General features: G+C 63.4%; 22 protein-coding genes. 15 read left to right on the plus strand and 7 right to left on the minus strand.

Annotation, left to right across the window (positions count from 1 at the left end; all coding sequences use genetic code 11):
- Positions 1–11 precede the first annotated feature (11 nt).
- Positions 12–251 (minus strand): hypothetical protein, encoded by a 240-nt coding sequence (locus J2T57_RS09110; RefSeq protein WP_253476980.1) that lies wholly within the window; start codon positions 249–251, stop codon positions 12–14.
- A 3-nt stretch (positions 252–254) separates the two neighbouring features.
- Entirely contained in the window at positions 255–1,298 is a 1,044-nt protein-coding gene (locus J2T57_RS09115) for a phosphoribulokinase (RefSeq protein ID WP_253476983.1), read from the minus strand.
- 293 nt (positions 1,299–1,591) lie between these two features.
- On the opposite strand from J2T57_RS09115, the gene rraA reads away from it, so the two are divergent.
- A complete protein-coding gene (gene rraA / locus J2T57_RS09120) occupies positions 1,592–2,083 on the plus strand; it encodes a ribonuclease E activity regulator RraA (RefSeq protein ID WP_253476986.1) in 492 nt (163 codons plus the stop codon).
- 3 nt (positions 2,084–2,086) lie between these two features.
- Complete coding sequence (locus tag J2T57_RS09125; protein ID WP_253476989.1) at positions 2,087–2,476, plus strand: RNA-binding S4 domain-containing protein; 390 nt, start codon at positions 2,087–2,089, stop codon at positions 2,474–2,476.
- Positions 2,477–2,498: 22 nt separating this feature from the next.
- On the opposite strand, the gene J2T57_RS09130 is transcribed toward J2T57_RS09125, so the two are convergent.
- Positions 2,499–5,585: an error-prone DNA polymerase gene (locus tag J2T57_RS09130; RefSeq protein ID WP_253476991.1), complete on the minus strand. Its 3,087-nt coding sequence runs from the start codon at positions 5,583–5,585 to the stop codon at positions 2,499–2,501.
- 122 nt (positions 5,586–5,707) lie between these two features.
- Between J2T57_RS09130 and J2T57_RS09135 the strand changes: the two genes are divergently transcribed.
- On the plus strand, positions 5,708–7,417 hold the full coding sequence (locus tag J2T57_RS09135) for a BCCT family transporter (RefSeq protein ID WP_253476994.1): 1,710 nt from the start codon (positions 5,708–5,710) through the stop codon (positions 7,415–7,417).
- On the opposite strand, the gene J2T57_RS09140 is transcribed toward J2T57_RS09135, so the two are convergent.
- From J2T57_RS09140 to lexA, 3 genes are all read right to left on the minus strand, one after another.
- Positions 7,414–8,841 carry a Y-family DNA polymerase gene (locus J2T57_RS09140; protein WP_253476997.1) on the minus strand — a complete coding sequence of 476 codons (1,428 nt, stop codon included), beginning with the start codon at positions 8,839–8,841 and terminating at the stop codon, positions 7,414–7,416. The genes J2T57_RS09135 and J2T57_RS09140 overlap by 4 nt on opposite strands.
- Before the next feature lie 88 nt (positions 8,842–8,929).
- Positions 8,930–9,772 (minus strand): translesion DNA synthesis-associated protein ImuA, encoded by an 843-nt coding sequence (gene imuA, locus J2T57_RS09145; protein ID WP_253476999.1) that lies wholly within the window; start codon positions 9,770–9,772, stop codon positions 8,930–8,932.
- Between the two features lie 95 nt (positions 9,773–9,867).
- Positions 9,868–10,494, minus strand: a complete 627-nt coding sequence (gene lexA, locus J2T57_RS09150) for a transcriptional repressor LexA (protein WP_253477002.1) — start codon at positions 10,492–10,494, stop codon at positions 9,868–9,870.
- A 177-nt stretch (positions 10,495–10,671) separates the two neighbouring features.
- On the opposite strand from lexA, the gene relA reads away from it, so the two are divergent.
- From relA to greA, 5 genes are all read left to right on the plus strand, one after another.
- The gene (gene relA / locus J2T57_RS09155; protein ID WP_253477005.1) at positions 10,672–12,888 is read left to right on the plus strand and encodes a GTP diphosphokinase; all 2,217 of its coding nucleotides are present in this window, start codon (positions 10,672–10,674) and stop codon (positions 12,886–12,888) included.
- Positions 12,889–12,955: 67 nt separating this feature from the next.
- Positions 12,956–13,993, plus strand: a complete 1,038-nt coding sequence (locus J2T57_RS09160) for a GGDEF domain-containing protein (RefSeq protein ID WP_253477008.1) — start codon at positions 12,956–12,958, stop codon at positions 13,991–13,993.
- 130 nt (positions 13,994–14,123) lie between these two features.
- The gene (carA, locus tag J2T57_RS09165; protein WP_253477011.1) at positions 14,124–15,266 is read left to right on the plus strand and encodes a glutamine-hydrolyzing carbamoyl-phosphate synthase small subunit; all 1,143 of its coding nucleotides are present in this window, start codon (positions 14,124–14,126) and stop codon (positions 15,264–15,266) included.
- A gap of 39 nt (positions 15,267–15,305) precedes the next feature.
- The gene (carB, locus tag J2T57_RS09170; RefSeq protein ID WP_253477014.1) at positions 15,306–18,527 is read left to right on the plus strand and encodes a carbamoyl-phosphate synthase large subunit; all 3,222 of its coding nucleotides are present in this window, start codon (positions 15,306–15,308) and stop codon (positions 18,525–18,527) included.
- Positions 18,524–19,000, plus strand: coding sequence for a transcription elongation factor GreA (gene greA / locus J2T57_RS09175; RefSeq protein ID WP_253477018.1), 477 nt, complete (start codon positions 18,524–18,526; stop codon positions 18,998–19,000). The genes carB and greA overlap by 4 nt, the downstream gene beginning before the upstream one ends.
- Positions 19,001–19,021: 21 nt before the next feature.
- Here greA and yhbY read toward each other — a convergent pair whose 3' ends face one another.
- Positions 19,022–19,324, minus strand: a complete 303-nt coding sequence (gene yhbY, locus J2T57_RS09180; RefSeq protein ID WP_253477021.1) for a ribosome assembly RNA-binding protein YhbY — start codon at positions 19,322–19,324, stop codon at positions 19,022–19,024.
- Here yhbY and J2T57_RS09185 point away from each other — a divergent pair.
- From J2T57_RS09185 to secG, 7 genes are all read left to right on the plus strand, one after another.
- Positions 19,323–19,622 carry a hypothetical protein gene (locus tag J2T57_RS09185; RefSeq protein ID WP_253477025.1) on the plus strand — a complete coding sequence of 100 codons (300 nt, stop codon included), beginning with the start codon at positions 19,323–19,325 and terminating at the stop codon, positions 19,620–19,622. The two genes, yhbY and J2T57_RS09185, sit on opposite strands and share 2 nt — an antisense overlap.
- Entirely contained in the window at positions 19,612–20,232 is a 621-nt protein-coding gene (gene rlmE / locus J2T57_RS09190) for a 23S rRNA (uridine(2552)-2'-O)-methyltransferase RlmE (RefSeq protein WP_253477027.1), read from the plus strand. The genes J2T57_RS09185 and rlmE overlap by 11 nt, the downstream gene beginning before the upstream one ends.
- A gap of 90 nt (positions 20,233–20,322) precedes the next feature.
- Positions 20,323–22,260: an ATP-dependent zinc metalloprotease FtsH gene (gene ftsH, locus J2T57_RS09195; RefSeq protein WP_253477029.1), complete on the plus strand. Its 1,938-nt coding sequence runs from the start codon at positions 20,323–20,325 to the stop codon at positions 22,258–22,260.
- 102 nt (positions 22,261–22,362) lie between these two features.
- On the plus strand, positions 22,363–23,154 hold the full coding sequence (gene folP / locus J2T57_RS09200) for a dihydropteroate synthase (RefSeq protein WP_253477031.1): 792 nt from the start codon (positions 22,363–22,365) through the stop codon (positions 23,152–23,154).
- A 34-nt stretch (positions 23,155–23,188) separates the two neighbouring features.
- Positions 23,189–24,526 (plus strand): phosphoglucosamine mutase, encoded by a 1,338-nt coding sequence (gene glmM / locus J2T57_RS09205; RefSeq protein WP_253477033.1) that lies wholly within the window; start codon positions 23,189–23,191, stop codon positions 24,524–24,526.
- A 135-nt stretch (positions 24,527–24,661) separates the two neighbouring features.
- Complete coding sequence (tpiA, locus tag J2T57_RS09210) at positions 24,662–25,426, plus strand: triose-phosphate isomerase (RefSeq protein ID WP_253477035.1); 765 nt, start codon at positions 24,662–24,664, stop codon at positions 25,424–25,426.
- 21 nt (positions 25,427–25,447) lie between these two features.
- Positions 25,448–25,810, plus strand: coding sequence for a preprotein translocase subunit SecG (gene secG / locus J2T57_RS09215; RefSeq protein WP_436262687.1), 363 nt, complete (start codon positions 25,448–25,450; stop codon positions 25,808–25,810).
- Positions 25,811–25,825: the final 15 nt, after the last annotated feature.

Raw genomic sequence — 25,825 nt, forward strand, 5'->3', positions numbered from 1 at the left:
GTGCACTGTCCTCACGAATCCTGGTTGTCCGAATCGCGTTTCTCTCCGCCAACCGCACGGTTGTAGACCCTGATCGCGGTGAACGGTGACATCATAAACAATAGCGCACCAATGATCGCGACCACTGCTTTGCCCCAATCCGGCATTCGCGGCGCGAGCCAGGTAGCGGCGTAGTACAAGGCGACAATGTAGAGCCCCACCACGGCGGCGGCCAGGAGAACCGCGATGAGCGTCCGCGATCGCTGCACCATGGCTCAGATGTCGAACTCCTCGTTGCCATCCGGGTGGCTTTCGGCCAGCAATGACCAGATTCGGCCGAGAAATGGCCAGGCAACCAGGGACTGGGTGAAGCGCATGGTGGAATTCTGACTCGCCTCGATGAGCGAACGGCGCTCGACTTCTGCACTGATGCCGGTGAGTTCCATGATCTCGTCCTCGAGACGCTGCATGGCTTCACTGGGCATGATGCCATCCACGTGGATGACGTTGACCTTCCGCCCCCAGTACGAGCTGGGAACGCTGGCCAGCATGAATGGCTGCGCATCGAGCTGCGTCAGCCCGTTCAGGTTCACCGGCAGGTTGAGGGCCGGCAGCGGCAGATCCGTTGGGCTGACGATGATTTCCATGTGGTAGCAGTTCTCCGGCAGGCTGCCGTCGAAGTGCTGATGGGCCAGCGCCGAGAGATGACTGTCATGAATCTTGATGACGACATCGGCGCTGGTTTTCTGAAAGTCGATCCACTGTTTATAGGCGTCATCCCGGCGCTGGATCTCGTTTTCCAGTTCGCTTGGGTTGTGGCCGCGGAAGTAGACGTCACGCTCGAATTTCCAGCGCCATTTCACATCGCGATCCGAGTCCACGAACAGAGTGAAATCGAACAGCGGCAGGTTCTGATCATAGAGGGCGTGCAGTCCTTCCACGACCACTACAGGGGCCGGGCGGACAATTTGCGGAGAATCGAAGCAGCCAGTGCTGTGGTTGTAGATAGGGATCTCCACGGCCTCGCCGCGGCGCAGCGCTGAGAGATGCTGGTGCATGAGTTCCAGATTGTTGGCGGAGGGGTCCAGCGGCAGTCGGCCGCTGATGCGGCGCTGGGCGCGATCTTCCAGGTGGTAGCCGTCCAGCGCGATGGAGGTCACCATATCATTGCCGATCAGTCGCCGTATGCCATGGGTATAGGTGGTCTTCCCGGAGCCGCTGTCTCCGGCCACGGCCAGCATGATCGGCCGCTCCGCGTGCTGCAGCTGCTCACGCAGGTCGACCCGGCCGGCCAGGTAGCCGCCGATGGATTCATTCATGGCTGGGAGCTCCTCCACACATGCACCGGCCGGAGAGGCCGCTGCTTCCCCGGGGGAGACAGTCAGGCGTTCTCTGGCTGATGCGCTCATTGTGACCGCCGCCGCCGCCCTGTCAATCGTCGCCGGCTAGGGAAGCGCTGAGGTATTCACGCCGCCGCGTTGTCGCAAGCCACGAACGAAAACCGGACTCGAGCGCGGCAGCGTGAATACTTCACCGCTTCCCTAGAGGTCGAGGATGACAGCCCATCGCGCCTTGAGCGACAATCGGGGCTTTCCCGGGAAGGAGTTGCTTCATGAGCCTGCGCACTACTGATCTCTGCGATGCCCATGGCGATCAGGTCATCGCGCTGAGCCCGTTGTTCCAGGATTACGGCGGCAAGCGTGAATGGCACGGCCAGATTGCCACCGTCAAGGTTTTCGAGGACAACTCTCTGGTTCGTGCTGCCCTGGAAGAGCCGGGCCAGGGCCGTGTGCTGGTGGTGGATGGCGGCGGGTCCATGCGCTGCGCACTGCTTGGCGACCAGATGGCGGATCTGGCGTTGCGCAACAACTGGGCCGGCGTTCTGGTCTACGGCTGCGTTCGTGACGCGGCTGAGTTACGGGACATTGCCGTGGGCGTCAAGGCACTCAACACGCATCCGCAGCGCAGCGTGAAGAAGGGCGTCGGTGAACGGGATGTCCCGGTCACGTTCAGCGGTGTGACATTCTCCGCTGGCCAGTGGCTTTACGCCGACGAGGATGGCGTGATTGTATCCGCCGAGGCGTTGCAGCCAGTGGAGGCCTGAACCTTGGGTGGGCAGGAATCCGTACGCCTCGATAAATGGCTCTGGGCCGCGCGTTTTTTCAAGACGCGTCGTCTGGCGACGGATGCCGTGACCGGCGGCAAGGTCGAGGTTAACGGCGGGCGCGCCAAGCCGGCGCGGGGCGTACGGGTGGGTGACGAGTTGCAGATTCGCAAGGATGCCTACACATTCGTCGTGGAAGTGCGCGACCTTTCGGAGCAGCGTGGCCCGGCCAGGGTGGCGGAAACCCTCTATTCGGAGACTGCCGAAAGCCAGGAGAAGCGGGAGGCCCTGCGCCTGCAGTTGCGGGCCCAGTCAGCCGCGTTCCCGCAACCGCGTCAGCGCCCGGAGAAGCATGACCGCCGTGAGCTGACACGATTCAAGCGTGGCGAATAAGCAGCCAGCCGTTGCGGGGCGATCAGTGGAAGTCTCTCGAGCGTGTTTGCAGTCCGCCAAGCAGCGCGCTCAGGTCTTCGAGTCGCCCCGCCACCAGGTGGCACACCGCGCCCCGTCGTTCCCAATGCCCTACAACGCCCAGCAATTGTGACGTCAACAGCGTCTTGCGCTGGGCGTCGCCTGTCTTCCGCCAGACCACCAGGTTGATATGGCCGGTTTCGTCTTCCAGGGTGACGAAGGTCACACCCGCTGCGGACCCCGGCCGCTGGCGGTTGATGACCAGCCCGGCAGCCCGGACGAGGCTGCCATGGGGCAGGGTGCGCAGTGACGCCGCGCTCTGGTAGCGCCGCCGTCGCAACGCTTCCCGGAGCAGTTCCAGCGGATGGGCTTCCAGGCTGAGCCCGAGGCTGGCGTAGTCGGCAACCACGGTTTCACCCAGGGCAGGCCGCCCCAGGGCGGCTGTGCCGTCCGCATCGCCGCTACGCTGCAGCAGTGGTGCGTGCTGGTCCACCGCCAGCACCTGCCACCAGGCCTGCCGGCGATTGCCCGCCAGCGAGGCCAGCGCACCGGCGCGGGACAGCGCCCCCAGGGCCTTGCGGTCGAGTGCGGTGCGCTCGGCCAGGTCCGCTACACTGCGGAAGGGTGCGATACGGCGGGCGAAGACGATTCGGGCCGCGGCTTCCGCCGCCAGCCCGTTCACGAGTCGCAGCCCCAGTCGCAGTGGCACCCGGCAGGGTGTCGCTTCAGCGGCGGATGTCGTGCCTTCCAGGGTGCAATCCCAGTTGCTGGTGGCAACATCCACTGCACGCACCTCAACGCCGTGCTCACGGGCGTCCCGGATCAACTGCGCCGGGGCGTAGAAGCCCATGGGCTGACTGTTCAGCAGGGCGCAGGTAAACGCTGCCGGGTAGTGGCACTTGAGCCAGGCCGACACATAGACCAGCAGTGCGAAACTGGCGGAATGGGACTCGGGAAAGCCGTACTCGCCAAAGCCCTTGATCTGATTGAATATCTGCTGGGCGAAGGCGTCCGGGTAGCCGCGCTCCCGCATGCCGTTGCGCAAGCGCTCCTCGAAGTGGCCAAGCCCGCCGCGGCGTCGCCAGGCTGCCATGGATCGACGTAACTGGTCAGCCTCTTCCGGGCTGAATCCGGCGGCCACCTCCGCCAGCTTCATCACCTGCTCCTGGAAGATCGGTACGCCCAGGGTGCGCTCGAGAACACGACGCACCTCTTCGCTGGGGTAGGTGATCGGCTCCAGGCCATCGCGGCGGCGCAGGTAGGGATGCACCATGTCCCCCTGGATCGGCCCGGGGCGGACGATGGCCACCTCGATGACCAGGTCGTAATAGGTTCGCGGCTTCATGCGGGGCAGCATGGCCATCTGGGCGCGGGACTCCACCTGGAACACACCCATGGAATCCGCTTGCTGCAGCATGTGATAGATGGCCGGGTCTTCGGTGGGTACGGTTGCCATGCTGAGCACCCGGTCATGGTGGTGACGGAGCAGGTCGAATGCCCGTCGAATGGCCGAGAGCATGCCCAATGCCAGCACATCCACCTTGAGCAGGCCCAGGGATTCCAGGTCGTCCTTGTCCCACTGGATCACGCAGCGGCCGGGCATTGCCGCGTTTTCCGTGGGCACCAGTTCCGACAATGGGCCGCGGGAGATCACGAATCCACCCACATGCTGTGAGAGATGACGGGGGAAACCCAGCAGTTCCCCGGTCAGGACCAGCAGTCGATGGATGACGGGGTTGTCCGGGTCGAAGCCGGCTTCCCGGATCTGCTCCGGGGCGATCTGCCGGCCATCCCACCAGTGCATGTTGTCTGCCAGCTGGTCGAGTTGGGTAGGATCCAGGCCCAGGGCCTTGCCCACGTCCCGAACGGCGCTGCGCGGGCGGTAGCTGATCACGGTGGCAGCCAGTGCGGCGCGGTGACGGCCGTACTTGCGGTAGATGTACTGGATCACCTCCTCGCGCCGCTCGTGCTCGAAATCCACGTCGATATCCGGGGGCTCGTCCCGGGCCCGGGAGATGAAGCGCTCGAACAGCAACTGGCTGCTGGCGGGGTTGACCGCGGTGATGCCGAGGGCAAAGCATACGGCGGAGTTGGCCGCGGAACCGCGGCCCTGGCAGAGAATGCCCTGTTGCCGGGCCCAGGCCACCACATCATGCACGGTGAGAAAATAGGGCTCGTAACGCAGCTCGGCGATCAGTGCGAGTTCACGGTCGATCTGCTGCTGAACGGCATCCGGGATGCCACTGCGCCAGTGGCGGCGGGCACCGGTCAGCGTCAACCTCCGCAGGTGCTCGGCGGCAGTATGGCCGGCGGGCACCAGTTCGTCCGGATACTCATAGCGCAGCTCGCCCAGCGAGAACTGGCAACGCTCTGCGATGCGGCAGGTTTCCGCGAGCAAGGTCCGGGGGTAGAGGCGTTCCAGCACCTGCAGCGGGCGTAGATGTCGCTCGCCGTTGGCCAGGGCGTCCCGCCCCAGGGCGCTTACCGGCCGGCTCAGCCGGATGGCGGTGAGTGTGTCCTGCAGCGCGCGACGGCCGCGGCGATGCATGTGCACATCCCCCGTTGCCACCAGGGGCAGACCGACAGCGGCGGCAACTGCCCGCAGGTGTTGCAGGCGTCCGGCGTCATCGGGGCCGCAGTGCAATTCCACAGCCAGCCAGCCCCGCCCTGCAAAGTTCTCGGCGAACCAGGTGGCTTCTTCCTGTTGCAGATCGGCGGCTGGAATCAGCAATGCCAGGCAATCGGAGACCCGGCCAACCAGGTCTGCCCGGTCAAGCCGGTATTCACCCTTGGGAGCACTGTTCCGGGCCAGACTGATCAGGGCGCACAGCTGCGCATAAGCCGTCCGATCAGGCGCCAGCAGTACCAGTGTGGGGGCATCACGCAGGCGAAACTCCGCGCCGATGATCAATTGCAACGGTTTATCCCGGGCGGCATTGTGGGCACGGACCACGCCGGCCACCGAACACTCGTCGGTGATGGCAAGGGCCTGGTAACCCAGGGCGACGGCCTGCTCCACCAGTTCTTCCGGATGGGATGCGCCGCGCAGGAAGGTGAAGTTGCTCAGGCAGTGCAGTTCGGCGTAGGGCATGGGTCGGATAGTCAAAGACCATGGCAGAGTACTGTATAAAAATACAGTTATTCAGTCCATGGTTTTTGGCTCCCCGCCAGCGCCCGATTCACTCACCACCGACAACAACGAAGAGTCAGACCATGGCGCAAACGACACCTGATCGATCGATTCCATCGCTCTACAACCAGGCGGAGTCCGGACCGCTGAAGGGCATGAATGTCCGGGTGACGATGATCGCCGTGGTGGTCATGGCAGCCGCACTGATTGCCGGCGCCTTCTACACCGAGTACACGGCGCGTGCGCTCGGTGCGGCGCGACAGACACTGAATCCGTTTCTCGAATGGTATTACGTGCTGTTGGTGGCTTTCCTGCTGTTCTTCATGGTCTGGCTGGGAGTGGGGCGTTACAAGAATGTGCGCCTGGGGCGGGATGATGAGCAGCCGGAGTTCACCTATTTCTCCTGGATCTCCATGCTGTTTGCCGCGGGCACCGGTGTGGGCATCCTGTTCTGGGCGGTGGCCCAGCCCATCCTGCAGTTCCAGGGCAACCCGTTCGTCGAAGAGGGCATGAGTGCTGAAGCGGCAACGGTGGCCATGCGCCTCACCTATTTCCACTGGGGGCTCAATGGTTGGGCGATTTTCGCATTCGTGGCGCTGGTGCTCGGCTATTTCGCCTTCCGCCATGACCTGCCGCTCACCATTCGCTCGGCGCTTTTTCCTTTCCTGGGGGAGCGGATTCGCGGTGGCTGGGGGGATCTGGCGGACACCCTCGCCGTTTTCGGCACGGTATTCGGTATCGCCACCACCCTGGGCCTGGGCGTGCAGCAGATGAACGCTGGCCTGGGGGCGGTATTCGGACTGGAGTCTTCAGTGGCACTACAGCTCGTCGTGACGGCGGGCATCATGGGGGTTGCCACCGCGTCGGTGGTCTCCGGTGTACAGCGCGGCGTGCGCGTGCTCTCCGAGTTCAATGTCTGGCTCAGTATTCTGGTGGTGCTGTTCCTGCTCGTGTTCGGACCGACGCAGTATCTGATCGGACTGACCATCGAGTCTGCCGGTGACTATCTGCAGAATCTGCTGGGTTTGACCTTCCACACCAACGTGACCCGCGGCAGCGACTGGCAGGCGGAGTGGACGGTGTTCTTCTGGGGATGGTGGCTGGCCTGGTCGCCATTCGTCGGCATGTTCATTGCGCGGGTGTCCCGGGGGCGCACGTTCCGGGAATTCGTCATGGGCGTGCTCCTTGTGCCCACGGTCATCACCATGGTGTGGATCGGGCTCATGGGTGGCACGGCCTTGCACCACGAACTGTTCGGTGATGGCGGCATCGTCGAAGCGGTGGAGCACGACGAGGCGGTTGCCCTGTTCGTGACGGTGCTGGCCATGGACCTGGGTGCGCTGTCGTTGGTGGCCTCCGGTGCGCTGGTAGTGCTGATTGCCACCTATCTCATTACTTCCGCCAACGCAGGGACCCTGGTGATCAATACGATACTGGCAGGGGGCGATGCCAACCCGCCCACGGCGCATCGCATACTCTGGGGTGTGGTGCTCGCCTCCCTGACGGGGGTGCTGCTCATTGCCGGCGGGCTGGAGACCCTGCAGTCCGCGGTCATCATGGCGGCTCTGCCATTCTCCGTAGTCGTCATGGTGATGATCGCCGGCCTGTTGCGGGCATTGAACGGGGAACGTTTCGCCTCCCGGCGCGGGCGGCGCAGTGAGGCGCTGCATGAGCCCTGGGTCGGGACCGATGATGCGGGACGCGCAGTGCCCCGGGAGGTGGAACTGGAAGCCACCGTGGAGCAGCCGGCGTTGGAAGAGGGCGGTGAGCCTGAAAAGGTCAACTCTCCCTAGGCAAAGAAGCCGTGCAGGAACCAGCCGCCGGGTGCCCGCCGCTCGCGGTAGATCCAGAGCAGGGAGCCGTTGGGGGCGAGGGCCGTGTAATAGTCACGGGTGATGTCCTGGCCGTCCCACCAACCGCTTTCCAGGCGCTCGGGGCCGACTCTCAGCGTCAGGGGCCCGTTCCAGCAGGGCCTCCCCCGATGCTGTTCCAGTAGCTCGGGTGTCCGCAGCAGCCATAGCGGTCGATAGGGGTCGGCGTACTGTTGTACCTGTTCGCCGGCGGTCGGGGTGCTCCAGGCCTTTTCCGGACGGTGATCGGCCCTGGTACCCAGACCGGTCACCGTCCGCTCTCCGAGCCTGGCACTGAGCCGCTCGGCGAGTTGCCGCCAATCGCCTGTCGGGCGGGTATCCTGTTCCACCAGCAGATCCATGGCTTCCGGCGGCAAGGGTCGGATGTCCGTGGTGACGAGTTCCAGTGCCGTGACCGGGGCAGGCAGCGCCTGCCGCTCAAGCCTCTCGCGACAGACGCGCAGCAGGCGTTGTACATCCCGGGTCTGTTGAAGAAAGCCGATCTGCAGTGTGGTGACGCCTGCCCGGGCATGTTCCAGGCGCAGTGAGATTGTCTGTACGCCACACTCCATGCCCCGCAGCTGACCGCAAAGCTCCCGCAGCAAGCGCTGCAGCGCAAACAGGATGGCGGTGTTGTCGTGGGCTTCGGCGGGTAGTTCCAGGCGCCCCTCGTAACGTTGTGGGGGCTGGAACATGGGGCGCGGCTCCGGGCGCTCCCCCAGGGCGCGCTCAAGCTCGAGTAGCAGTGATTTGCCCAGCCGGCGACCCAGCCCGCCCCGGGGCAGGGCAAGGCAGTCCTCCAGGGTCTGCAGGCCGAGACCCTGCAGCGCCTGCTGTTGATCGATGGTCAGGGGAAGCAACCCCCAGGGCAGGACCCCGATGCGCTGTCGCAAGGTAGCCCGATCGATCACCGGCCGACCATCTCTGGCTTTTGCAAGCAGCCAGGCGCCGTTTGCCGTGGGCGCAATTCCATTGCAGGCCTGGTAGCCAAGCTCGATCAATTCTCCGGTGATGCGTTGTCGCAATCGTGGCAATCCGCCGAATAGTCGCAAACTTCCGCCAATCTCCAGGAGCAGGCCATTGGGGGGTTGCAGGCTGACCTGCGCGGTGAATTGCAGACTCCAGGCGGCCAATTGCTCCAGGGCCTGGCGCTCGGCGTCGGTATCCGCCATCAACAGCTGCAAATGGGGCAATAGCGCGATGGCTGCCTGCTGGCCCATCCCTTCGCTTACACCGGCCGCCTGGGCGGCGGCATTGCTCTGGATAACACGCTGCCGGGCTATCACCACGCAGGCAGCGTCGTCAGTGCGTCCGCGATTCAGAACATCCAGTGCAAACTGTGGAAAATGGAGTGCAAGCCAGAGCATGGCATCGAGTCGGCATAGTTGTCGTCCGGGCTAGAGCAGCCATGCACGGGGCCGTGCATGGCTGTTTTCACAACAACAACGGCGACGGTCAGGAGGTATGCAGATGCCGTCCTGGCCTAACCAGCCGCAGGCGATTGCGCGGCCGCGGGTTGTCGCCCAGAGGTAGTGGTAGCTGGGGGCGCTCGGATGGATTGTCGGGCTGCTTGCCGCTTTGCAGCGGCTGCAGGCTCACAGGATGACCATCGTGTTCCATTGTGGCGGGATAGGCCGTGGTTTGCGCATGCTCGGCCGCCACGGGCAGAACCCGTGTCCGGGGTTTGTCGAGATCAAGTTGCAGGCGCTGCCCGCCATGACTGCCCCGCGCCTTGAGCACATGCAGCTGCGTGCCCTCCGCGCGCCCTTCAAGATGTAAACGGATGGCTGCCGGCGAGGCCTGTTCTGCAGCGGCCGCAGGCCGGAACAGGATGCCCCAGGTGGCACCGGCTTCCGCGGCGAGTTGCAGCCGCCGGATCTGCCGCTCCGCCAGATGCTGCGGCCAGACCAGCACAGCGGCGCAGGTGCCGGAACGCAGCGCCTGCTCTACAGCCCAGAGGGCATCATCACCCCGGCGCGGGTGCACCAGCAGCACGCGGGAGAGATCCATACCCTGGGCGGCCAGGGCCGGTGCATAGGGGATATGGGGTGGTGCGATCATGGCGATCCAGCGACCGGAGCGGCTGAGACGGGCCAGTGCCGGCATCAGCAATCGCAGCTCCCCCAGCCCCTTGTCGTCATGCAGGATTTCCGTCATGGCCTGATCCTGCCAGCCACCGCCTGGCAGCACTGCATCCAGCTCGGCGAAACCGCTGGGAATGCTGTGGGTCAGTGGCCTGGCATCGGCGCTACGCCAGATACCCGGTTGCTGGAGCAGTTCATGCAATGCATCGTTCATGACGCGCCTCTTTATCGTGATCGCATGTCCGGCATCCGGCCGGGGAGCTGTGCGCCGTGTGTCGCAGCGTTGCCTAGGGATATATCAGTGTCTCCCTAGAGCGGCATGCCGTTGCGAATCAGACCAACACCCAGCCCTTCGATAACCAGCGGCTCCTTCCGCAGATTGACTTCTATTGGTTGGAAATCGGGGTTCTCCGGCAGCAGCCAGATCGTATGGCCGTCCTTGCGGAACCGCTTGACGGTGACTTCGTCCTGCAGCCTGGCCACCACGACTTGTCCGTTACGCGCTTCCCGGGTGCTATGGACGGCCAGCAGATCGCCATCCATGATGCCGGCGTCCTTCATGCTCATGCCCCGTACAGCAAGCAGGTAGTCCGCCCGGGGCGTGAACAAGGCCTCATCGACCCGGCATCGCCCCTGGATATGCTCTTCCGCGAGTACCGGGCTACCGGCTGCAACCTGACCGATAATGGGTAGGCCGGTGTCTTCTTCGGGCAGGTCGTCATCCGGCTGTAGCAGACGGATGCCGCGGGATGACCCGGCCAGCAGTTCAATGGCGCCCTTGCGTTCCAGTGCGCGAAGATGGCTTTCCGCCGCATTGGGTGAACGGAAGCCCAGGCCGCGATTGATATCCGCGCGAGTAGGCGGGAAGCCATGATCAGTAATGAAAGCCCTGATGAACTGCAGGATTTCCAATTGTCTGGGGGTGATCTCGCGCATGGTGCCTCCGGTTGTGCTGTATAGATTTACAGCAGTTGAAAGTGGTGGTCAAGTATACAGTTGTAAGGAATGGATGGGTGACTGACGGGAGTTGCCGGGGTGTGAACGAATAGGTTAGCGCGGGCCCCCGGCCTTGCGTACAATGCGCCCCTTCCCGGAGAGGAGGGTCTCCCAGGAATGGTGAGTGTTACCGATGATCTGAGCGATCTGTTCGCTCGCGGCGAGGTCAGTCTTGACCTCTGGCTGGATAATGTCGGCCTCTCCGCCAATGGTGAAGAGGGCAGGCTGCTCGCCTCGACGTGGCAAGTGGTTCAGTCAGCCTGTGGCACCGCGTGCCGGCCCTCCGGCGAGAGCTATTTCGAGCATGCCCTGTCCGTGGCCACCATCCTGGCCGGCCTCAAGCTCGACGCGCATACCATTGCCGCGGGTATGCTGCATGATCTGCCCGAGTTGGCCGGTGATCACTGGCTGGCCATTCGCACCGAGTGTGATCCTGATGCCGTGGCCCTGGTCGAGGGTGTCGAGCGGATGGATGTTGTCCGCGAGCTGCGTGGTCAGGTAGAGGCGTCCCAGGACGAGGGCACCCGCACCGAAGCACTGCGCAAGATGCTGCTTGCCATGGCGGAGGACATCCGCGTGGTGTTCATCAAGCTTGCCGAGCGCCTGCACGACCTGCGCACCCTGCGTAATCGTCCTGAATCCGTGCAGTACGAAATCGCCCGTGAGACCAGCGATATCTACGCACCGCTGGCCAACCGTCTGGGGATCTGGCAGGTCAAGTGGGAAATGGAGGATCTCTGCTTCCGTTACCTGGAGCCGGTGACCTACAAGCGTGTTGCCAAACTGCTGCGTGAGAAGCGGCAGGACCGGGAGCGTTACATCCGCCAGGTCATCGATGACCTGGACAAGGCCTTGACCACTGCCGGCATCGAGGCGGATGTGGGGGGCAGACCCAAGCACATCTTCAGCATCTGGAAAAAAATGCAGCGCAAGGGGCTCGATTTCCACGAGCTCTTCGACATACGTGCGGTACGGGTGCTGGTGCACGACGTGGCCGCCTGTTATGCCACCCTGGGTGTGGTGCACAGCCTCTGGAAACACGTGCCCAGGGAGTTCGACGACTACATCGCCACGCCCAAGGAAAACAATTACCAGTCCTTGCATACCGCCGTTATCGGCCCCGAGGGCAAGACGCTGGAAGTGCAGATCCGCACCCACGAGATGCACGAGCAGGCCGAGCTTGGGGTGGCCGCGCACTGGCGCTACAAGGAAGGCCGCCCCGGCGGCAGTGACGAGCGTTTCGAGCAACGCATCGCCTGGCTGCGGCAATTGCTTGAATGGGGACGGGAGGAGAACGGCGCCGAGGACTTCATCGATCGCTTCAAGGCCGAAGTGTTCGAGGACCGGGTCTACGTCATCAGCCCCCGTGGTGACGTGATCGACCTGCCGCGGGGGGCCACGCCCCTGGATTTCGCCTATCACATCCACAGCGATATCGGTCATCGCTGTCGTGGCGGCAAGATCAACGGTCGCATCGTGCCCCTGAACTACGAACTTCGGAACGGCGATCAGGTGGAAATACTGACGTCCAAATCCGGTGCGCCGAGCCGCGACTGGCTCAACCCCGCGCGCGGGTATTTGCGGACATCCCGTGCCCGGGGGCGGGTGCGCAGCTGGTTCAAACAGCTGGATTTCGACAAGAACGTCACCGCTGGCAGGCAGGAGCTCGAACGGGAGTTGCACCGGCTCGGCCTGCAGGACGTCAACCTGGAGAAGCTGGCGCAAAAGACGCGCTTCCCCAAGGTGGACGACTTCCTCGCCGCCATCGGTCGCGGGGATGTGACCGCGGGCCAGGTGGCCGGGCTGCTGGGAGAGCACGTGCTGCCCAAGCGCACCGAGCCTGCGCTGGTGCCCCGGGAGTCCAGTCTCGAAGGCGGCGGTGGCGACGATGTCAGCATCTACGGTGTAGGCAATCTGCTCACCCGCATGGCCGGCTGCTGCAAGCCCGCGCCGGGTGATGCCATCATCGGTTTCATTACCCGCGGCCAGGGCGTGACCATTCATCGTCGTGATTGTCCGACCATCCGCGAATTGATGGAAATCGAAAGCGAACGCCTCATAGAGGTAAGCTGGCGTGGCCGGGCGGAGCAGAAATATCCGGTGGATATCCAGATCGACGCCTACGATCGCCAGGGCCTGTTACGCGATATCACTGCCATACTCACCAATGAAAAGATCAACGTTCTCGGGGTGAATACTTCCACCGGGCGTGATGATCACCGGGCCCGCATGACGTTGACCGTGGAAATCGGCGATGTCACGCAGATGAGTCGCCTGATGGATCGCATCGCTGGCTTGCGCAATGTGGTGGATGTCTGTCGCCGCCGTCCCTGAAAGGCGCTCTTGGCAAGTTGCCTCCCTATTGACTATAAGTCTCCTGTGGTCGGCCCGGGAGCGCCTGATGACTGCCTTGGAGCATGATGTGTATAAACACCCTGCCATGGAGCAAGGCGAAGGGGGGCGTGGTAACGAGGTTCTGCAGCTGGCGAGACGCATTGCCGAGCAGGCCCTTCGTCTGGATGAGCCTGCCTGGGATCGTCTCGTGCTGCGTGCGCTGATGGAACTCACCAGTGGCGTTGGTGCGCTCATGGTCTGGCACGGTGCCCGGCGTAGCGGTTATCCCCACGACGTCGTCTACCGTCTTGGCGATATTCCCCCTGACTATCAACCTGGCGAGTCACCACAGGTGGTAACGCTGGTCGAGCTTGATCCCGACCTGCAGATCGGCCCCGCGCTACTGCTGATTCCCCTGCACGCCGAGGAGCGCAGCCTGGGAGCCATCCACCTGATGCTGCCACATCGGCATCATGTCGATGTGCCGGAATCCGCACTTGCCATGCTGGGCGGGCTGATCGGTTACGCCCGCCTGCAGGTCACCCCAGCCGGTCTTTCCGGTGCGGGTCAGGTCCCTGATCCGGCGACCCTGCCTGCGTCCTTTACCGATCCGGTTACCGGGCTGTTCACCACCGGCCATTTTCATACCACACTGACTGCGGAACTGGAGCGCGCGAGCCGCTACGGTGATTGCCTGAGCCTGTTGCTGATGCGTTTTCAGGACGATGTGGATGGTCTGGACAGCGCCGATCGCGAGCGCTTGCTCGCTACCTGGGGGATCATGCTGCCGGGGCTGCTGCGGCGCATGGACCACGCCTTTGCCCTGGAAGAGGACACCTTTGCCGTCATTCTGCCCCGCTGCCAGGAGCGGGGGCTGCGGTTGCGGGGTGAAGCCCTGCAACAGGCGTTCGAGCGGCTGGTCGGGCAGTGGGATGGTGCCGCCGAGTGCCGCCTGCGATTGTGTCAGGGTGGCGCGGAATATCAGCGTGGCGAGCCCGCAGCGGCGTTGCTGGAGCAGGCTGTAATGAGCCTGGCGCATGTCTGCGAGACCGGCGGCTCGCGCCTGGTCATGCTGCGCCACCCGCTGCCAGAGGACGATTCCTGAACCGGCCTCCCGTGTCGTGGACAGGTTTCCGGCCAATCAAGTAAACTATCCGCAATCAAGTGAGATTTCAGTCGCGGGAGGGCATCGATCGAGCCCTCCCGTTTTTGCGCGTGTCTGACGGGAGGGGCTGTTGAACACACCGGCAATATTGGCGCTGGCCGACGGCAGCGTGTTTCGGGGCGAGGCCATCGGCGTTGAGGGAGCGGCTGTCGGCGAGGTTGTCTTCAACACCGCGATGACCGGCTATCAGGAGATCTGTACGGATCCTTCCTACAGTCGTCAGCTGGTCACGCTGACCTACCCCCACGTGGGCAACACGGGAACGACACCGCTGGATAACGAATCCGATGGTGCGCAGCTCGCCGGCCTCATCATTCGCGATCTGCCGCTGCGGGCAAGCAACTGGCGTAATACCCAGACCCTGGATGCCTGGTTGGCCGAGCAGGGTGTGGTCGCCATTGCCGGCATCGACACCCGCCGACTGACGCGCCTGCTGCGCGAGAAAGGTGCCCAGAGTGGTTGCATCATGGCCGGCACGGTGGATGAGGCCGCGGCCATTGAGCAGGCCCGTGGATTCCCCGGCCTCAAGGGCATGGATCTGGCGCAGCATGTCTCGACCCAGAAGCAGTACGACTGGCGCCGTGGCGGCTGGCAGCTGGATGACGGGCTGAGCGACGGCAGCGAGAAGGCGGATTCAGATCTGCCCTGGCACGTGGTCGCCTACGACTTCGGCATCAAGCAGAACATCCTGCGCATGCTGGTGGATCACGGCTGCCGGGTCACCGTGGTGCCGGCCCGCACACCGGCGCAGCAGGTGCTCGCCATGCAGCCGAGCGGTGTTTTCTTCTCCAACGGCCCGGGTGATCCGGAGCCCTGCGATTACGCCATCAAGGCGATCGCCGAGATTGTCGATAGTGGGGTGCCGAGCTTCGGTATCTGTCTGGGGCATCAACTCCTCGGGCTGGCCAGCGGCGCACGCACCATCAAGATGAAATTCGGCCATCACGGCGCCAACCACCCGGTGCTGGATGTGGAAACCGGCCGGGTGATGATTTCCAGCCAGAATCATGGCTTCGCCGTTGACGAGCAGTCCTTGCCGTCGACACTGCGCACCACGCATCGCTCCCTGTTCGATGACAGCCTGCAGGGGATTCATCGCACGGATCGGCCGGCCTTCGGCTTTCAGGGGCACCCGGAAGCCAGTCCCGGCCCCCACGATGTGCGCCCCCTGTTTGCCCACTTCGTCGAACTGATGCGCGAACACCGCGCCTGATCCGCAAGCCCGGAACGGTCGAGGAACAAGCGAGATACCATGCCCAAGCGTGAAGACCTCAAAAGCATACTGATCATCGGTGCCGGCCCCATCATCATCGGCCAGGCCTGCGAGTTCGACTATTCCGGGGTGCAGGCCTGCAAGGCCCTGCGCGAGGAGGGGTACCGGGTCATCCTGGTGAATTCCAACCCCGCTACCATCATGACTGACCCGGAAACCGCGGATGCCATCTACATCGAGCCCATCACCTGGCAGGTGGTCGCCCGCATCATCGAGAAAGAGCGCCCGGACGCCGTGCTGCCCACCATGGGCGGGCAGACGGCGCTGAACTGCGCCCTGGATCTGGACCGCCACGGCGTCCTCGAGCGCTTCGGCGTGCAGATGATCGGCGCCTCGAAGGAGGCCATCGACAAGGCCGAGGACCGCGACCTGTTCCGTCAGGCCATGGCCAGGATCGGTCTGGAGACAGCCCACGCCGAGATTGCCCATTCCATGGAGCAGGCGCTGGACGTGCAGTCACGCATCGGTTTTCCCACCATCATTCGGCCGTCGTTCACGCTGGGTGGTTCCGGTGGTGGCATTGCCTATAACCGCGATGAATTCGTCGAGATTTGCGAGCGCGGACTGGACCTTTCTCCGACCAACGAGCTGCTGATCGAGGAGTCGGTGCTGGGCTGGAAGGAATACGAGATGGAGGTTGTCCGCGACAAGGCGGATAACTGCATCATCATCTGCTCGATTGAGAACCTGGATCCGATGGGTGTGCACACCGGCGACTCCATCACCGTCGCGCCGGCCCAGACCCTGACCGACAAGGAATACCAGATCATGCGCAACGCCTCCCTGGCGGTGCTGCGTGAAATCGGTGTGGAGACCGGTGGCTCCAATGTGCAGTTCGCCATCAACCCCGAAGACGGCCGCATGGTGGTCATCGAGATGAATCCGCGGGTGTCGCGCTCCTCGGCGCTGGCCTCCAAGGCCACCGGCTTCCCCATTGCCAAGGTTGCCGCCAAGCTGGCCGTGGGCTACACGCTGGACGAGCTGCGCAACGAGATTACCGGGGGCGCGACGCCGGCGTCTTTCGAGCCCACCATCGACTACGTGGTCACCAAGATTCCACGCTTTACCTTCGAGAAGTTTCCCCGGGCCGAGGCGACGCTGACCACGCAGATGAAATCCGTGGGCGAGGCCATGGCCATCGGCCGAACCTTCCAGGAATCATTCCAGAAGGCCCTGCGCAGCATGGAAACCGGGCTGGAAGGCCTGGATCCGCGCTTTGATCCCCAGGCCGAGGACGTTCAGAGCCAGCTCCGCGAGGCCCTGCTGCGGCCCCGCCCGGAGCGTATCCTTCACGTGGCGGATGCCTTCAGGGCCGGCTTGACCGCGGAACAGGTGTTCGAGCTGACCGCCATCGATCCGTGGTTTCTGACGCAGATCGAGGATCTGGTGCAATGGGAATCCCGCGTTCGGCAGATCGGCCTGCAGGGCATGGACACCCATACACTGTTCAGTCTCAAGCGGCGTGGATTCTCCGATGCGCGGTTGGCCCGACTCGTTGGTGCCACCGAGGCGCAGGTTCGTGGGCGTCGACACGAGCTCGGCGTGCGGCCCGTTTACAAGCGGGTGGATTCCTGTGCAGCCGAGTTTGCCGCCACCACGGCCTACATGTATTCCTGCTACGACGAGGAGTGCGAGGCGGCACCGTCCGACCGGCGCAAGATCATGGTGCTGGGTGGCGGGCCGAACCGTATCGGCCAGGGTATCGAGTTCGACTACTGCTGCGTCCATGCCGCCTTCGCCATGCGTGACGACGGCTATGAGACCATCATGGTCAACTGCAACCCGGAAACCGTCTCCACCGATTACGACACGTCCGATCGCCTGTTCTTCGAGCCGCTGACGCTGGAAGACGTGCTGGAGATCATTCACACCGAGCAGCCCGAAGGCGTCATCGTACAGTACGGTGGACAGACGCCCCTCAAGCTGGCCCGGGATCTCGAGGCCGCCGGCGCACCCATTATCGGTACGACGCCGGATTCCATCGACCTGGCCGAGGACCGGGAGCGGTTTCAGCAGCTGATACAACGGCTCGGCATCCAGCAGCCGCCCAACCGCCTTGCCCGGACCGCCCACGAGGCCTATCGCCTGGCGGCGGAAATCGGTTATCCGCTGGTGGTGCGGCCGTCCTACGTGCTCGGTGGCCGGGCCATGGAGATCGTCTACGGCGAAGACGAGCTCGAGCAATACATGAATGAGGCGGTGAAGGTCTCCCACAACAGCCCCGTTCTCCTCGATCGGTTTCTGGACGACGCCGTGGAGGTGGATATCGACGCCATCTGCGACGGCGAGCATGTGCTGATCGGCGGCATCATGGAGCATATCGAGCAGGCCGGCGTGCATTCCGGGGATTCCGCCTGCTCGCTACCCCCCTACAGCCTGTCGCCGGCCCTCCAGGATCGCATGCGCGAGCAGGTGCGCGAGTTGGCCCGGGCGCTGAATGTGGTCGGGCTGATGAACACGCAGTTCGCGATCAAGGGCGACGACATCTATATTCTGGAGGTCAACCCGCGAGCATCGCGCACCGTCCCCTTCGTCTCGAAGGCGGTGGGGATACAGCTTGCCAAGGTCGCGGCACGTTGCATGGTGGGCCAGAGCCTCGTGGAGCAGGGCGTTACCGAAGAGGTGATTCCCCGTTTCTATTCGGTGAAGGAAGCCGTGTTCCCCTTCATCAAGTTCCCGGGGGTCGACCCGATTCTCGGGCCGGAGATGAAATCCACCGGCGAGGTCATGGGCATCGGGCATGACTTTGGCGAGGCCTATGCCAAGTCCCAGCTGGCAGCCGGTGTTGATCTGCCGCGAACCGGCAAGGTTTTTGTCAGTGTGCGCGACGCCGACAAGGCGGGTGTGGTCGAGGTGGGCCGGGGTCTGATGGATGCCGGGTTTTCCCTGGTGGCGACCCGGGGTACCGCGGAAGTGCTGGCGGCAGCGGGAATCGACTGCGACACCATCAACAAGGTTCGTGAAGGGCGTCCGCACATTGTCGACGCCATCAAGAACGGTGAGATACAGCTCATCATCAACACGACGGAAGGGCGCCAGGCCATTGCGGATTCCTACTCGATCCGCCGCGAGGCGCTCCACAACAAGGTGAGTTATACGACCACCATTGCTGGTGCGCGGGCCACGGTCATGGCACTGGCGCACCCGGATGCGACGGAAGTCAACCGTCTGCAGACATTGCACAAGGAGGCGACGGCATGAGCAAAGTGCCCCTGACCGTACGCGGCGCGGAAAAGCTGCGCGAAGAACTGAACCGACTGAAGTACAAGGAGCGGCCGCGCATTACCGAGGCCATCGCCGAGGCCCGGGCCCATGGCGATTTGAAAGAGAATGCCGAGTATCACGCGGCGCGTGAGCAGCAGAGTTTTGTCGAGGGCCGCATTCAGGATATCGAGAGCAAGCTGGCCAACGCCCAGGTTATCGATGTGACCCAGCTGAATGCCGGTGGCAAGGTGGTATTCGGCGCCACGGTGGATCTGGTGGATGAGAATTCCGGCGACGAGTACAGCTACCGCATCGTGGGAGAGGATGAAGCCGACATCAAGGCGGGTCTGATTTCGGTGCAGTCACCCCTGGCTCGCGCCATGGTGGGGAAGGAAGAGGGAGACATCGTCACCGTCGAAGCGCCCGGCGGCACCCGGGAATACGAGATTGTGGGGGTGCGCTACGAGTAGGCGCGCAGCGTCGCGGGTTATTCAGGGGAGGGCGAGGCGTCGCTTCTTCTCGATCCGGGAGCGCCGGAACAGCAGGGCGATCTTGCCCACGGCCTGCACCAGGCTTGCGTCGGCCTTGAGGCAGATCGTCTCGATGTGCGCCCGACGCTGCTCGCGGTCATCGGCGACGACCTTGACCTTGATCAGTTCATGGTCGTCCAGCGCCTGGTCTATTTCCGCCATGACATTATCAGTCAGCCCGGCATTGCCCATCAGTACCACCGGCTTGAGCGCGTGGCCGAGTCGGCGCAGGTGCAACTTCTGTTCATCGGTGAGTTGACGCATGGCGAATAACGAGTGTCGTCCGGAGCAGGAAACGGCGCGGAGTGTAGCACGTGACCGTCCGCCTGCGCAGCAGATCCTGTTCCCCGGCGTCAAGCTCGATCTGGCGGTGATTCTGCTGTTGCTGGTCTGTCTCTGGTTCGCAGTGAGCATTGCCGGACTCGATCACATGGCGGCGTTGTCCGTCCTCCTGTTGGGGAGTTGCTCCGGCGCCCTGTGGCTAGTCTGGCGGATCCGCCGCGCGCTTCGGGCAGCAGAGCGTGGCCTGCAGCAGAAGCGGGAAGACTTCGATGGCGCGTAGCAAGAGCAGTGGGCGTTGGCTGCACGAGCATTTTAACGATGCCTACGTGCGCGAGGCACAGAAGCAGGGGTATCGCTCCAGGGCTGCGTTCAAGCTGCTGGAGATCCAGCGTAAGGACCGCCTGCTGAAGCCCGGCATGCGTGTCGTTGACCTGGGGGCTGCTCCGGGTGGCTGGACCCAGGTCGCCGCCCGGGAGGTGGGTGCCGGAGGTCTGGTGGTGGCCCTGGATATACTGGCCATGGATCAGGTGGAAGATGCCCGCGTGATTCAGGCGGACTTCACAGAAGACGCGGCCCTCGCCGCTCTCGACCAGGTTCTGGGAGGGCAGCCGGTGGACCTTGTACTTTCGGATATGGCCCCCAACATATCAGGTGTCAAGGCGGTGGATCAGCCTCGGGCGATGCACCTTGCCGAACTGGCGCTGGACTTTGCCGACAGTCATCTGAAACCTGGCGGCGATTTTCTGGTCAAGATATTTCAGGGCGAGGGTTTCGATGAATACCTGCGCCTGGTCCGACAGGGCTACCGGAAGGTCCTGACACGCAAGCCCGCTTCTTCTAGGGGTCGCAGCCGGGAGATGTATCTGCTGGCCCGTCAAAAGCAGGTGTAGTACGGTTACGCACACTGCACGGTGCATTAGGCACCAGTCTTCCGGCCTGTCGTCGGGAGCCAACGACCGAGGTTTATCGCCTTGAACGATATGGCAAAGAATCTCATCCTCTGGGTGATTATCGCTGTTGTCCTGATGTCCGTCTTCAGTAGCTTCCAGGAGCGGACGACGACGGCCAACAAGGTGACGTATTCGGATTTCCTCGCGCAGGTTGAGCGCGGCGGCATTCGGGAAGTGACCATACAGGGCCAGGACATCAAGGGTGTCACCACGGGTGGCGAGTCCTTCCGTACTTTGAGCCCGGAAACGGACAACCGCGCGCTGATCGGTTCCCTGCTGGATAACAGCGTGGCCATCGATGCCCAGGAGCCGGAAGGCCGCAGCATGTTCTGGCAGATCCTGATCTCCTGGACGCCATTCCTGCTGCTGATCGCTGTCTGGATCTACTTCATGCGCCAGATGCAGGGCGGCGGCGGTGGTCGCGGGGCCATGTCGTTCGGCAAGAGCAAGGCAAAGATGATGACCGAGGAACAGGTCAAGGTCACCTTTGCCGATGTGGCTGGCGTGGAAGAGGCCAAGGAAGAGGTTGGTGAATTGGTCGACTTCCTTCGTGATCCTTCCAAGTTTCAGCGTCTCGGCGGAAAGATTCCCCGTGGGGTGCTGATGGTGGGGTCTCCCGGTACGGGCAAGACCCTGCTGGCCAAGGCCATTGCAGGCGAAGCCAAGGTGCCGTTCTTCAGCATCTCCGGTTCCGACTTCGTGGAAATGTTTGTTGGCGTGGGCGCCTCCCGCGTGCGGGACATGTTCGCCCAGGCCAAGAAGCATGCACCGTGCATCATCTTTATTGATGAAATCGATGCCGTGGGTCGGCAGCGTGGTGCCGGCCTTGGTGGCGGGCACGATGAACGTGAGCAGACGCTCAACCAGCTTCTGGTGGAGATGGATGGCTTCGAGGGTAACGAGGGCATCATCGTGATCGCGGCCACCAACCGGCCCGATGTCCTCGACCCGGCCCTGTTGCGTCCCGGCCGTTTCGACCGGCAGGTCGTTGTGCCGCTGCCCGATGTCCGCGGTCGTGAGCAGATTCTCAAGGTTCACATGACCAAGCTGCCGCTGGCCCGGGGTATCAACCCGGCAACGCTGGCCCGCGGCACCCCCGGCTTCTCCGGTGCCGATCTGGCTAACCTGGTGAACGAGGCTGCGCTGTTTGCCGCCCGTGGCAACAAGCGCGAGGTCGATATGGACGACTTCGAGCGGGCCAAGGACAAGATCATGATGGGTGCGGAACGCCGCTCCATGGTCATGGACGAAGAGCAGAAGCGTCTTACTGCCTATCACGAGGCCGGCCACGCAATCGTGGGCTTGCTGACGCCCAAGCACGATCCGGTGCACAAGGTCACCATTATCCCGCGGGGCCGCGCTCTCGGGGTGACCATGTTCCTGCCGGAGCATGACCCGCTTGGGTACTCCAAGGAGCAGCTCAATAGCAAGATCGCCGTCGCCTTTGGTGGCCGTCTGGCAGAGGAGCTGATTTTCGGCAAGGATTCGGTCACCACCGGCGCCCAGAACGACATCAAGGTCGCGACGGCCTACGCCCGGGATATGGTCACGAAATGGGGGCTTTCCGATCGGATGGGGCCGCTTGCCTACAGCGACGATGACGATCAGCCGTTCCTCGGCCAGCAGATGAGCAAGGTAAAGGCGGTGTCCGACGAGACCGCGCATGCCATCGACGAAGAGGTGCGTGCGATCATCGACACCAACTACAAGCATGCCCGGGAGATTCTCGCAGCGAACATGGAAACCCTGCATGCCATGTCCGACGCGCTCATGCAGTACGAGACCATCGATCGCAAGCAGATCGATGAGATCATGGCTGGTCGCCCTGCGGGGCCGCCTGCCCATGAGCAGGATCGTGGCGATGGCGGCGGCCGCAGTACGCCCAACGCGCCGACCTCCACGGACGATGAGCGCGATGATCGTGCGTCCGGTGGCGGCAAGTTGGGTGATCCTGCCGGCGAGCACTAGCACACCATGCCGCACGTAAATGGCGGGCGCTCGACCTCCGTGTCGGCGCCCGCGGTTCTTGATTGCGGGGGGAAAGTCCTGTCCCTGGACCGTCCCCGTATCATGGGTGTGCTCAACGTCACCCCTGACTCTTTCTCCGATGCCGGTGCCTACTTCAGCCTGGACGATGCCCTTGTGCAGGCCGAGCGCATGATCGCGGAGGGAGCCGACCTCATCGACATCGGCGGAGAATCCACGCGGCCGGGCTCCGACAGCGTCTCGGTCCAGCAGGAACTCGACCGGGTCATGCCAGTGCTTGAGCGCCTGGTGAGCGCCTTTGACGTTCCCGTATCCGTCGATACCAGCAAGCCCGAGGTCATGACCGAGGCCGCCGCATGCGGCGCTGGAATGATCAATGACGTGCTGGCATTACGGGGCGAGGGAGCACTGCACGCTGCCGTGGCCACGGGATTGCCAGTGTGCCTGATGCACATGCAGGGGCAGCCACGCACCATGCAGGACAACCCTCATTACGAGGATGTGGTGGGCGAAGTCATGGCATTCCTTGGTGAGCGGGTCGCGGCTTGCGCGGGTGCTGGCATGACACGGCAGCGGTTGATCCTCGACCCCGGTTTCGGTTTCGGCAAGAGCCTCGCCCACAACTACCGGCTTCTGAGGGAGCTTGGCCGTTTTGTCGGCATGGGGCTGCCGGTTCTGGTTGGTCTGTCCCGCAAGTCCATGCTGGGACGTGTGCTGGACCGCGATGTTGATGAGCGGCTATACGGCAGTATTGCTGCAGCCGTGCTCGCGGCCCGCGAAGGTGCTCGTATAATTCGGGTGCACGATGTCGGGCCGACGCGCGAGGCCATCGCTATTGTTCAAGCGACGCTGGAAGCCGAATCCCTGGCGGTCTAGACCGGCGTCTCCCAACGATTGACAGGACGTGAAAATGGGGCGGCAGTACTTTGGAACCGACGGTATACGGGGGCGGGTCGGAGAGTATCCGATTACACCGGATTTCGTGCTCAAGCTTGGTTGGGCGGTTGGTCGTGTGCTGGCGCAACAGGATCGTGATCTCGTCCTGATCGGCAAGGACACCCGCATCTCCGGTTACATGTTCGAGTCGGCGCTGGAGGCCGGTTTATCTGCTGCCGGGGTCGATATCCGGTTGCTTGGTCCCATGCCGACCCCGGCGATCGCCTACCTGACCAGCACTCTGCGTGCCGGGGCCGGGATCGTGATCAGCGCGTCCCATAACCCCCATGAGGATAACGGCATCAAGTTCTTTTCCGCCGATGGCGAGAAGCTCGATGATGCCACCGAGGAGCGCATAGAGGCACTGTTACAGGAGAGCCTGACCACGGTGAATTCCAGCGCCCTGGGCAAGGTCGCACGGTTGGAGGATGCGCCCGGCCGCTATATCGAGTTCTGCAAGAGCAGCGTCGAGCGGCAGTTGCGTCTTGACGGCATGCGCCTGGTGTTGGACTGCGCGAACGGCGCGACCTATCACGTGGGCCCGGAAGTCTTCCGCGAACTGGGTGCCGAAGTTGTGGTTATCGGCAACCGACCCGATGGTCTCAACATCAATGTCGATTGTGGCTCCACCAGTCCACAAGGCCTGCAGAAGGCGGTGATCGAGCACGGCGCCCACGCCGGTATCGCGTTTGATGGCGATGGTGATCGACTGGTCATGGTGGACGAGAACGGTGAGATCCTCGACGGTGATGAGCTTCTGTTCATTATTGCCCGCGGGCGCCAGCGTGAGGGCGCGCTGCGTGGCCCGGTGGTGGGCACATTGATGAGCAACCTGGGGCTCGAGCTGGCATTGCGTGAGCTGGGTGTCGATTTTATCCGTGCCAAGGTGGGTGACCGCTACGTACTGGAACAATTGAAGCGCGAGTCCGGCATTCTCGGTGGCGAGTCTTCAGGCCACATTCTCTGTCTTGATCGTACGACCACCGGGGATGGCATCATCTCGGCCTTGCAGGTGCTGGAGGTGCTCCACAGGGAGAACGTCTCGCTGGCAGAGGCCAGGGGCGGAATGACCAAGTATCCGCAGCACATGATTAATGTGCCAGTGGGGCGTGTGCGGGCTATCGACGACAACGCGACCATTGCTGACGCCGTGAGGCTCACGGAGTCGGCGCTTGGTGATCAGGGGCGGGTGTTGCTGCGGCCGTCGGGCACGGAACCGGTAATCCGGGTGATGGTTGAGGGACGTGATGCGGCCTCGGTCAGACAGCATGCGCAGACGCTTGCGGATGCGGTGAAGCGCGCACTGGCCTGAGTCGCCGGTCTGGTTATCTGCCCGGTTATCCTCGCCCTCCGTTGTGGCTGGTCCTGGAAAGCGTCAACACGGCGTTTGAATTGGTCATGCCGCGACGTTAAGATTCCGGCCTGTTTGCCGACGTGAGGGATGTTCATGCGTCAGCCGTTGGTCGCCGGGAACTGGAAAATGCATGGCTCCAGAGCCATGGCGCGGGCGCTATCCCAGGCGGTAGTCCGAGGTACGGCGGAGCTCGATGCCATAGAGGTGGTGCTGCTACCGCCCTATGTCCTGATTCCCCGGGTGTCCGAAGAGGTTGCCGACAGCGCCGTTGTGCTGGGTGCGCAGAATGTGGCAACCGCGCGTGAGGGCGCTTTCACGGGCGAGATTTCCGCTCCGATGCTGCGGGAGTTTGGCTGTCGTTACGCGCTGGTGGGGCATTCGGAGCGTCGTCAGCTATTCGGTGAAACCGATGCCCTGGTGGCCAAACGGGCGTTGGCGGCGCTGCAGGAAGATTTGCGGCCCATCGTCTGTGTGGGGGAAACCCTTGCGGAGCGGGAAGCATCGGAAACCGAAGACGTGGTGCTTCGGCAACTCGACGCTGTCCTGTCCGCCGTGCCAGAGGCGCAGCTGGGTCAAGTGGTGTTTGCCTACGAGCCGGTGTGGGCAATCGGTACCGGACGGACCGCAACGCCAGAGCAGGCCCAGGCCGTGCATGCCTTGCTCCGGGAGCGGTTGCACCGCCTGGGTGCGGAGATTGGTCGGCGCGCCAGAATACTTTACGGTGGCAGCGTGAAGCCCGGCAATGCCGGTGAGCTTCTTGCCATGCCGGATATCGACGGCGGACTGATCGGTGGCGCCTCCCTGGTAGCTGACGATTTTCTCGCCATTTGCGAGCAAGCGGCTTTGCGCCGCGAATGAACCGAACAGAGAGAGAGCCTGATGGGACAGATTATCCTGGTCATCCACGTGCTGATCGCCATTACCTTGGTGGTTCTGGTGTTGCTCCAGCACGGCAAGGGGGCCGACGCGGGTGCCGCCTTTGGCAGTGGCGCATCGGCCACCGTATTCGGGGCCCAGGGCTCGTCGTCCTTTCTGGTGCGCATCACCACGGCCCTGGCGATCGGTTTCTTCCTCACCAGCCTGACCCTGGCGATGATCGCGGCCCGGCAGTCCACCCCGGGGAGTGTGGCTGACCTGATTGGCGATGAGCCAGCGTCAGAGGTGGAAGAGGGAGCGCCCGGAGCGCCGGATGAAGATACCGATGAAGTGATCGAGGACGCACCCCCGCCGCCGGACGAATAATCGCTTTCCGGTTTG

This window comes from Natronocella acetinitrilica, assembly GCF_024170285.1.
In the GTDB taxonomy this organism is placed as follows: Bacteria; Pseudomonadota; Gammaproteobacteria; order Nitrococcales; family Aquisalimonadaceae; genus Natronocella; species Natronocella acetinitrilica.